We start from the raw sequence: 9,913 nt of genomic DNA on the forward strand, positions 1-9,913 counted from the left end.
TAAAACAAAGTATGTCGTAGTATTTGTTTTTGAGAGTATAAGTGAAAAAAGCCTTATTAAAAGCAGAAAAACTGCTTTTTGAATAAGGCTTTTTGTGTTATAGGCATTTTAACATCATACTATTTTATGAATTGGCACATATTAAGTAAAAGTATAAACAAAAGTATGGAATCTATAAAAGGGGATTAAAAGATGAAATGGGTTATCTATACAATAGGTCATTCGAATTATACAATGGAAGACTTTGTTTCAAGAATAAAAGTATACGGTATTGAATATGTGGCAGATATCAGAGGAACGCCTTACTCTAAGTATAATAAGCAATATGATAAAAATGTAATAGGTGCAAATTTAATGGAGCATGGCATAAAGTATGTCTACATGGGAAAGGAGTTTGCAGCTCAACGCAGTAATCGCTCACTCTATTTACCAGAGGGATATGCTGATTTTGAACAGGTAAGAACAGATAGTGACTTTTTAAATGGTGTAGAAAGGTTAAAGAAAGGATTAGAAAAGGGATACCATATTGTACTTATGGGGGCAAGGCAAAATCCTGTAGAATGTCATCGCTATGCATTGGTCGGTAGATGGCTTATTACTTATGGTTTTGAAGTAAGACATATTTTACACAAGGGTGGCATTGCTACTCAGGGACAGCTAGAAGAAGCCTTAAAGGAGCGTTATTATGAGGAGCAGGACCAACTTATGCTAAATATTCATACAGGAGAAACCTTATCTAAAGAGGAGGAGATAAGGGAAGGTTATAGGAGAGCTAATAAATTTATTGGCTATCGTGTGGAGCGTTTAAAATAGAAAGGACTATCATGTAATGAATGAAATTGCATGATAGTCCTTTTCTACTTATTAAAGTTTAATTCATTAAAGTATTTAAACAGTGCCTTAAAATAGTTATCCCTTTTTCAATTTCATTAAAGCTACAACTAGCAAAGCTAAGGCGGATATGTCTATCCTTAAAAGAATCTAAGTGAGAAAAATACATAGGAGAGGGCAAAATAATAAGACCGTTTTTTAAGCATTCCGCAGAGAGTTTTTCCGCAGAGAGGTGAGGTGGAAGGGTAAGCCAAAAACAAAGTCCGCCTTCAGGAATAAAAAATTGGATATTGTATTTTTCAAGCATTTCTAGTTTTTCAAGCATGTATTCATACTTATTTTTATAGATTTCTCTCATATAGAGGATATGTTCATACCATTTATTATTTCTTAAATATAAATCAAGTGCTCTTTGAATAAGCCCTGAGCTAGAAATATCTGTAGCTTGTTTGGTACGAGTGAAGCTTTCACAAAGAGTTGATGGCATAATGATAAAGCCCATACGAAGTCCAGGCATAAGGAGTTTGGAAAAGCTTTTAAGATAGATTACTCGATCATTTGTATCAAAGGATTTAAGGGTGAGATTAGTCTTGTGAGAATAAGAGAGTTCACACATAGAATCTTCTTCAAGAATATAAAACTGATAAGTCTCAGCAAGCTTTAAGAGTTCTAAAAGCGTAGATTTGCTATAACAGAAGGTTGTTGGATTTTGATAATTAGGCATAACATAGACAAGTTTAGGCTTACATATTCGTACTTTCTTTTCTAATTCAATGAGATTAATACCTTGTGAATGAATATTAACAGGAACTGTTCGACACCCTCGTGACTTAAATACTTCAACAGCACCATTGTAGGTTGGATTTTCTGTAATGACGCTGTCACCAGAATAAAGAAGACTTTTGGCGATAATATCAAGGCCTTGCTGACCACCAGAAACGATTTGTATTTGTTTTTTGCAAGTAGTAATGTTATAGGTTTGAGATAAAAAGGTAGTCAAAACTTCTCTAAGAGGTAAATAACCATTTATTTCTTGATAACCAAATGCAAAACCTTTATCTCTATCAATTGCTTCGGTAATATATTGTTTAAAGGTTTCCACAGGGAAAATCTCAGGATGAGGAGAAACACTACCAAAGTTAATGACATTTTGCTCTTTACTTTTAGGTGTATAAGAGGGGGAGAGAGATGTACGAAGGCGTTTAGACACATAGTAACCACTTCCTTGCTTGGAGGTTACATAGCCTGCTAGCTCTAATTGTTTATAAGCATTAATAATAGTGATGTTATTAACGCCTAACTCTTTAGCTAAACTTCGAATAGCAGGAAGCTTACTCCCATAAATAATTTCTTCATTTAAAATGCATTCTTTAAGGTATTGAAAAAGTTGAAGGTAGAGAGGTTCACCACTTTTTGTATCAAATTGTATCCGTACAATTTTGTGTTTCATAAAAAGATATCTCCTTTGTATTGAAAATATAACTTATATATGTAAGAATACAACTATTAATCAAAACTATTAAAGGAATTGTACCCATACAATTATTTTAATATAAAGGTTGATTAAAGTAAAGGGTATAAGAAGAAGAGAGGACTAGAAATGGAAAAAATAGCAGTTATTAATGATTTATCAGGGATAGGAAGGTGCTCGTTAAATGTAGCCATTTCTATTGTAGCAAGTTGTGGACTTCAACCATGTCCTTTACCTACAGCTCTTCTTTCTAATCAAACAGGCTTTAAAACTTTTTCTTTTTTAGATTTTACACCTTACATGAGAGAATACTTTGAGCATTGGAAGCAAATAGGTTATGACTTTGATGGGATTTACTCAGGCTTTTTAGGATCTAAACAGCAAGTCGAACTGATTATTGAATTTATTAAGCTTTTTAAGAAAGAAGCAACACTGGTACTTATCGACCCTGTCATGGGAGACAATGGCATGCTTTATTCCATATACGAGAAAGATTATCCTTCTTATATGAAGAAATTGATTTCTTATGCTGAAGTCATTACACCGAATAAGACAGAGTTTGCTCTTTTAACAGGTTATGATTGGAGTTGGGGGGTAGATAAAGAGAAAATCTATACATATGCAAAAGAGCTTTCTAAGCTAGGACCTAAACAGATTGTGATTACAGGCGTAGGTCAAAGTGAAGGATCGCAAATTGTAAGTAATTTAGGTATGGACTTTAATAAAAATGAATTTTTTGAAGAAAAGGTAGCCTACAATGGTATTTCTTATAGTGGAACAGGGGATATTTTTGCTTCTATACTAGCAGGACAGCTTACTAAAGGAAAATCTCTTAGAAAGGCAGTACAGACAGCTAGCACTTTTATTGCTAAAGCAGTTGCATATACAGCTAGCTATGAGATAAGTCCACAAGAAGGTATTCTATATGAAGTATTTTTAAAGGAGTTGGGAGAAACATGAAACAAAATGAAAAAACACGATTAGTGGTAATGACAGCGCTTTTTGCTGCTATTACCTTCGTAGGAACAAGGATTAATATACCTATAGGAGGTAACAACCATATTATCCATGTAGGGGATGCCGTGATTTATCTAGCAGCCTGTCTATTACCTATGCCTTACGCCATGGCGAGTGGTGCTATAGGAGCAGGGTTAGCTGATTTTACAACTCCAGGTTGTATCATTTGGATGCTTCCTACCATGCTTATTAAGCCGTTACTTGTGCCTTATTTTACTTGTAAGGCAAACAAGTTTATTACTAAGCGTCATAGCATAGGTCTTGTCCTAGCAGGGCTCACAGGGACAATAGGCTACATTGTAGCAGAAGGTATAATATATGGTAATTTTATAGCAGCATTTGCGACATTACCAGCGGGGCTTTTACAACCTATAGGAAGTGCAACTGTATTCCTAGCAGTAGGATATACCTTTGATACACTTCATTTAAAAGCTAAACTAAAACAACAATTGAAAGGGGATATAGGATGACTATTTTATATAAATTAGGAGACAGTCTCTATGTAAATGTAACCAATAAATGCCCATGCGCTTGTAAGTTTTGCATTAGGATAGATCATGACAATGTCAATGGAGAAGATAACTTATGGCTACCTCATGATCCAAGTGTAGAAGAAATAATAGAAGATTTTAAAAACTTTTGCTTAGAGGATTATAAGGAGCTTGTGTTTTGTGGTTATGGGGAGCCTCTTATAAGGATTCATGAAGTGATTGAAGTTTGTAAATATGTAAGAAGTATGAGTGATATCAAGATCAGAGTTAATACAAATGGACTTTCAGATCTTATTCATAAAAAACCAACAGCCCACTTGCTTAAGGGGTATGTAGATGGTCTTTCTATCAGTTTAAATGCACCAACAAAAGAAGCGTATTTGGAGATTGTGAGGCCACGGTTTGGAATAGAATCCTTTGATGCAGTGTTAAAATTTGCAGAGGAGGCAAAGGAATTTATAGAAGATATAACTTTTTCTGTAGTAGATATCATTCCAAAAGAGCAAATAGAGGCATGTCGTAGAATAGCCACAGAAAGGAATATTAAATTTAGAATAAGAACATTTATTGAATAAAAAGAGGTATAATGATATAGACAATCACTAACTTGTATAGAAAAGCTATCAGCAGTTTATACTGAGGAATAGAAAGTATATAAAAAGGGAGAGATATCTATGGAGCGAACGTTTATCATGATTAAAAGTGATGGTGTGGCTAGAGGATTAATCGGAGAAATTATCAGAAGGATTGAGCGAAAGGGCTTTAAAATTACTAAAGCAGAATTACTTAGTCCAACAAGGGAGCTGATAGAGAAGCATTATGAGGATCATAGAGGCAAGCCATTTTTTGAGGAACTAGTAGCTTATATACTTGAAGGGCCAGTGATGGCTATGGAAGTGCAAGGTGAAGATGTGATTGCAGTGATGAGAAGTATTATGGGAGACAAAGACCCCCTTAAAGCCATCCCAGGGACGATTAGAGGAGATTATGCTAATACAGTAACTAGAAACCTTATCCATGGTTCAGATTCTTTAGAGCATGCAGAAAGAGAATTAGAGTTATGGTTTAATCATAAAATGTAGTAAAAAGATAAACTTAGTAGTTGACATATGTAAGAGATTGATGTATAGTTATATTACTGTTACAACAGTAAATAAATTTTTGGTGATGATGCGCTTAGGGGAAACACCCGTTCCCATACCGAACACGACGGTTAAGACCTAAGCGGCCGATGGTACTTGTCTGGAGACGGACTGGGAGAGTAGGTGGTTGCCAAATTTGATGGTGGGTGTAGCTCAGTTGGTAGTAGCACTGGATTGTGGTTCCAGGTGTCGTGGGTTCGAGCCCCATCTCCCACCTTATTTAAAATGTACTATTAGTTATCATAGAATAACTAATAGTACATTTTTTTGTGTTCTGGAATATAATGAATAGTTTAAATATACGATAAATTATAACAAATTAATTAAAACTATAGAAAAAATGAATAATTAGTGCTAAAATATGTAAAAAATATAATTTTTAGGAGGATTAAGAATGGATAAAGGTTATACCCTGAGCGATTTAGAGCAGGTTTTAGATAAGCTACCTTTTTTAGTATGGATAAATGATGAAAAAGGAAGCATTATTTATGGTAATAATAATTATCATACGCAATGGGCTACACTTAATTCAACTAATAAAGATAGAGAAACGAATGGTAGGCCTTGTTATCAAAGCGTGCAGATACCACGTTATGATAGCGAGGGTAAGCAAAAGGGAAATTATAATCTAGCAAAAGATATTACTACAGACACTTTTTTATTAGATTATTTCATAGAGAGCTATAAATTAATAGAAAGGTTAACTATACCAGGGAAAATACAACTTGATTTAAATGAGGGGTTATCGGAAGTAAAGAGTTTATTGGATGAAATTCTTGCTCAAAGTAAAGGTGATGTCATTGCTGTATTTTTAAATCAAGAAGAAGAAATGGAGTTACAATTACAATTTTTAGTTAGTGTAAATGAAGGGATGCTATGTGATTTAGAGAAAAAGTTTATACCTCTTAAAAAAAATGACTTATTAGAACAAGAAAGATACTATGGTCATTTCTTAAAGATAAATGAATTAAAGGGAATTTTAGAGGAATTAGTGAATGGTTTGCAGATGAAAGGGCTTAGGATATACCCTATTTTAATTGGGAGATCATTTATTGGATTTATTACAATTTTTTATAACAAACCTTTTGATCGTATGAAAGGACTAGATTTGGGGATAAGAGGAAATATTTATTATTTAGGTCTAGTTATAAAGTATATAAAGGTTTATAAACAAGCACAAAAAGTAATAGCGAAACGTTTTGAGGGAGAAAAAGAACTAGAGTTTTTACTGAATCATATAGAGCAATTAGTTATTATTATGAACGAGGATGGAAAGATAATGAATATAGGGAGTGAATGGGAAGAACTCCTAGGATGGAGGATGGAGCAGCTAGCAGAGAGACCATTGGAAGATTTGATTCATCCTGAGAGTAGGTTAAGGTTTAAGCAAGCATGTAGTAGGCTTATGACAGATAAAAGCTTGCATTATATAGAACAAGAGGTAAGTTTAAAAAATCATTTAGGAAGTTATGAAGAGATGATCTGTTATATGAAGTACATTCCTAGTATGCAACAATTTATGATTAGAGGAAGAAATCTTTCAGAGATAAAGAAGATGAGAAAGGAATATGTACATTTGCAAAGAGATATAGCCTTTGAGCGTGTTAAAGGAGACTTCCTTACTTATACAACACAAGAACTAAAGAAGCCCATAGGCGTATTATTAGAGAACGTAGAAGTAATTGAAAGTTTTCTAAAAGAGTATCAGGAGATGGAAAATAAAGAGGGGTGGCAGCGCTATATAGGGATGCTTAGACAGAATGGAAACAGATTAGAAAGGCTTGTGAGTAATCTTGTAGATAATAATAAAATAGAGAGAGGAGCATTTGAGCTTCAATTAGAATACTACGATATAGTGCAACTTATGGAGCATATGGTGGCATCTATCCGAAATTATGTAGAAGATAAGGGACTGGAACTTTGTTTAGATAAACCTACTACTAGAGTTATTATCTTTTGTGATGCAAAACAAATACAAAGAATATTTCTTAACTTAATATCAAATGCGATAAAGTATACAGAAAGAGGAGGAAGTATTCATATCAAACTAAATAAGCAAGAAGAAGAAATTTTTATCGAAGTAGCTGATACAGGGGAAGGGATTCCAAAGGAGAAGTTAGATAAAATATTTGAGAGCTTTGTAAGAGGATATAATTCATTAACACGAAGAAAAGAAGGAAGTGGGGTAGGGTTAGCTCTTGTAAAAGGGCTTGTAACACTACATAGAGGTGAAATAAGAGTGGTAAGTGAATTAGAGCAAGGTACTTGTTTTTATATCAAACTTCCGTGTATAGGAGAGGGATGGATAAGCACTAAAGAGATAAAACAGATTAGTGAAACGGATATAAAAGGTTGGGAAAAAGAGTTTGCAGATATATAGTCAGGAAGAGAGAGGAACATGAGACATACAATAAATGATCTAGAAGAGTTATTAGATAATAGTAATATAGGGGTAACTATATTAAATACCTCGAAAAGATATGTTTATATTAATGAATACGCCTGTGAATTAATACAAAAGATTACCAATCAATGTTATATCAAAGAAAACATTATAGGGAAGCAGATAGAAGAGATTTTTGGGAAAAACGATATAGAGCAGCTAGGATTAGATATTAGCAAAGTATTAGAAGAGGGGATAACGAGGGCAGATAATTGTAAAGTAGTAGGTGTTAATTATTATTTAGAGATGGAAGTTATATTGACACCCCTAAGAAATGAAGATGATACAGTTAAAGGGTGTATTTTAATCTGGAAAATGATTAAACAAAGTATTTTAGAAAGTAAGATAGTCAAAGAAGTGCCTAAAATGAAAGGATTCATTTTTGAAAAAGAGATCCAATCCCCCATTTACTACAAGGTATTTAAAAAAATCTTAGATAAATTACAAGAAAGCTTTAAGAGTAATGAGGATAAAGTATCTTTAGCCATCTATTATTATGATGTGGATAAACAAATGTTTGATCTTAGTGTTGCTAAAGGGTATTCAGAGGCTTATAAGATGCATCCATGTAACTATAATATTAACGAAGAAATAGTTAGACAAATAATTGACGTTGTAGGCTATGAAGAAGTAATAGATGTAACTGATACGAGGCTTAATGGGGAATATCGTAGAGTTCTGCAAAAGGAAGGAATTAGCTATATAATGGCTTATCCTATTCATATTGATCAACATTTATTAGGGGTAGTAATACATGGTACTAAGTCTGATAATTTAAGTTTATTTTATGAAAAGGGACACTTCTATAATTTAGGTGATAAGCTAATTCTTCTTATAAAGAAATACTTACTCGTAGAAAAATACATAGAGGATAGAGAAACGTATAGGTTAACAGCACAAAAAAATCATCTTCTTATTGAAGATTCTAAGAATCTATTTTGTATCATGGATAGTGAAGGGAATTTCAAGAGGACAAACAGAGAACTGCAACAAGTTTTGGGTTATACCCAAGAAGAATTACAACATATGAATTTTTGGAAGCTATTAAATATCAATAAGGCAGGTGATCTGCGACATTATGTCCAGGAATATCATTGTCCGAATGAAAAATGCATTTGGACTTGTTGGGATACAAAAAGCACCCATATTAATGGAAAAGAAGTAATAGTAGGAATAGGGATGGATATTACCAAGGAGAAATGGATAGCTGAAAAAAATCAAAAAATTCAACTTGCTATTGCAAAGGAGAAGATGAAAAATCAATTTTTTACTACGTTATCTCATGAGTTTAAAACACCTCTTAATATTATCTTGTCTTTATCTCAATTAATAAGAAAGGATTTAATAGCTTATCCATTAGATGAGGCGTATAGAGTGATAGCAAATGCAATAGAAAACATAGATAATAGCGTCTATAAACTTCTAAAAATGTCCAATGATCTTATTGATTTAACACGAATGGATATGGACAGCTACCAACTAAACTATGAAAAGTGTAATATAGTGGATGTTATAGAGACGATTACTATTGAGGTGGCTCAGTTTGTAGAAACAGCTACTATTCTTTTTGATACAACGATTGAAGAAAAGAATATGTACTGTGATACAGCTAGTTTAGAACGAATTATGATTAATCTTTTGAGTTATGTTTTAAAAAGGGTAGATAGGGGGGAAGAAATATTAGTCAAATTAGAAGAAAAAGAGATGATTTATATTTCTATTCAGTATAAGGAATTATTAAATGAAACAGTAAAAAAAGAAGCAAGAATAGAAACGAATAGTGGGGATTTGGGACTTAATGTGGCAGAAAAAATTGCTAAGCTTCAAAATGGGAGCATTACTTACGCACCAAAAGATATAAATCCAAAACAGATAGTCTTTAAATTTCCTATAGAATTTAAAGAAGAAGAAAAAGTAAAAGAAGGTTATAAAAGAGAAGATTTATGGGGGGCTTATAAGCTTCAAGTAGAATTAAGTGACATATCCTAAGGAAAATATGTCACTTATTTTCTTATGTTATATAAAAAATAAGCAGTTTAGACCATATAATGTATTAGGAGAACAGCCTAAGAGGCGTAAAATGTAATTGACAGAGTAAGATTTATAAAAGTCTTAAAAAAATAATAAGAAAGATGTTGACTTGTGTCGCTAAGTCGTGTAATATAATACAAGTCGTCACCTATAAGTGATAACAAGTTTATTCATTCAAAAAATGAGTAAATAATGAACATTGAAAACAAAATAGTAACCATAAAACCAGTCGATTCATGAACTTAATTTTAAGTTCAACGAGTACTATAAAGTACTAAGTAATAAGTCAGCAACATAAGTTGCATGGACAAACTTTTTTATGAGAGTTTGATCCTGGCTCAGGATGAACGCTGGCGGCGTGCTTAACACATGCAAGTCGAACGAAGCTAAGGGAGCTTGCTCCCAAAGCTTAGTGGCGGACGGGTGAGTAACGCGTGGGTAACCTGCCCTATAGAGGGGGATAACGTTCGGAAACGAACGCTAATAC

Annotated in this window: 8 protein-coding genes, 1 tRNA gene and 2 rRNA genes; 10 read left to right on the top strand and 1 reads right to left on the bottom strand. The window is 33.2% G+C overall.

Annotated elements, in window-relative coordinates; translation table 11 throughout:
• The first annotated feature begins 192 nt into the window (after positions 1-192).
• Positions 193-813, top strand: a complete 621-nt coding sequence (locus CS063_RS17090) for a DUF488 domain-containing protein (protein ID WP_099450883.1) — start codon at positions 193-195, stop codon at positions 811-813.
• Positions 814-871: 58 nt separating this feature from the next.
• Here CS063_RS17090 and pdxR read toward each other — a convergent pair whose 3' ends face one another.
• Positions 872-2,281 carry a MocR-like pyridoxine biosynthesis transcription factor PdxR gene (gene pdxR / locus CS063_RS17095; RefSeq protein ID WP_099450884.1) on the bottom strand — a complete coding sequence of 470 codons (1,410 nt, stop codon included), beginning with the start codon at positions 2,279-2,281 and terminating at the stop codon, positions 872-874.
• A 150-nt stretch (positions 2,282-2,431) separates the two neighbouring features.
• On the opposite strand from pdxR, the gene CS063_RS17100 reads away from it, so the two are divergent.
• From CS063_RS17100 to CS063_RS17140, 9 genes are all read left to right on the top strand, one after another.
• Positions 2,432-3,262 carry a pyridoxamine kinase gene (locus tag CS063_RS17100; protein ID WP_099450885.1) on the top strand — a complete coding sequence of 277 codons (831 nt, stop codon included), beginning with the start codon at positions 2,432-2,434 and terminating at the stop codon, positions 3,260-3,262.
• Positions 3,259-3,789, top strand: coding sequence for a TIGR04002 family protein (locus CS063_RS17105; protein WP_099450886.1), 531 nt, complete (start codon positions 3,259-3,261; stop codon positions 3,787-3,789). Before CS063_RS17100 ends, CS063_RS17105 begins: the two co-directional genes overlap by 4 nt.
• Positions 3,786-4,385: a TIGR04100 family radical SAM protein gene (locus tag CS063_RS17110; RefSeq protein ID WP_099450887.1), complete on the top strand. Its 600-nt coding sequence runs from the start codon at positions 3,786-3,788 to the stop codon at positions 4,383-4,385. The genes CS063_RS17105 and CS063_RS17110 overlap by 4 nt, the downstream gene beginning before the upstream one ends.
• Before the next feature lie 99 nt (positions 4,386-4,484).
• Positions 4,485-4,892, top strand: coding sequence for a nucleoside-diphosphate kinase (gene ndk / locus CS063_RS17115; protein WP_099450888.1), 408 nt, complete (start codon positions 4,485-4,487; stop codon positions 4,890-4,892).
• Between the two features lie 78 nt (positions 4,893-4,970).
• Positions 4,971-5,088 (top strand): 5S ribosomal RNA (gene rrf / locus CS063_RS17120).
• 5 nt (positions 5,089-5,093) lie between these two features.
• Positions 5,094-5,169: transfer RNA gene (locus tag CS063_RS17125), tRNA-His, on the top strand.
• A gap of 177 nt (positions 5,170-5,346) precedes the next feature.
• Positions 5,347-7,332, top strand: a complete 1,986-nt coding sequence (locus CS063_RS17130) for a sensor histidine kinase (protein WP_099450889.1) — start codon at positions 5,347-5,349, stop codon at positions 7,330-7,332.
• Between the two features lie 18 nt (positions 7,333-7,350).
• Complete coding sequence (locus tag CS063_RS17135) at positions 7,351-9,384, top strand: PAS domain S-box protein (RefSeq protein WP_099450890.1); 2,034 nt, start codon at positions 7,351-7,353, stop codon at positions 9,382-9,384.
• 357 nt (positions 9,385-9,741) lie between these two features.
• A 16S ribosomal RNA gene (locus CS063_RS17140) occupies positions 9,742-9,913 on the top strand; the annotation flags it as partial.

This window comes from Sporanaerobium hydrogeniformans (assembly GCF_002735925.1).
Lineage (GTDB): Bacteria > Bacillota > Clostridia > Lachnospirales > Cellulosilyticaceae > Sporanaerobium > Sporanaerobium hydrogeniformans.

Bases quoted from the DNA above. Each gene is read 5' to 3' on its own strand.
- CS063_RS17135 (WP_099450890.1), top strand. From the start codon at position 7,351: ATGAGACATACAATAAATGATCTAGAAGAGTTATTAGATAATAGTAAT.
- CS063_RS17110 (WP_099450887.1), top strand. From the start codon at position 3,786: ATGACTATTTTATATAAATTAGGAGACAGTCTCTATGTAAATGTAACC.
- CS063_RS17100 (WP_099450885.1), top strand. From the start codon at position 2,432: ATGGAAAAAATAGCAGTTATTAATGATTTATCAGGGATAGGAAGGTGC.
- CS063_RS17130 (WP_099450889.1), top strand. From the start codon at position 5,347: ATGGATAAAGGTTATACCCTGAGCGATTTAGAGCAGGTTTTAGATAAG.
- CS063_RS17105 (WP_099450886.1), top strand. From the start codon at position 3,259: ATGAAACAAAATGAAAAAACACGATTAGTGGTAATGACAGCGCTTTTT.
- CS063_RS17090 (WP_099450883.1), top strand. From the start codon at position 193: ATGAAATGGGTTATCTATACAATAGGTCATTCGAATTATACAATGGAA.
- pdxR (WP_099450884.1), bottom strand. From the start codon at position 2,281: ATGAAACACAAAATTGTACGGATACAATTTGATACAAAAAGTGGTGAA.
- ndk (WP_099450888.1), top strand. From the start codon at position 4,485: ATGGAGCGAACGTTTATCATGATTAAAAGTGATGGTGTGGCTAGAGGA.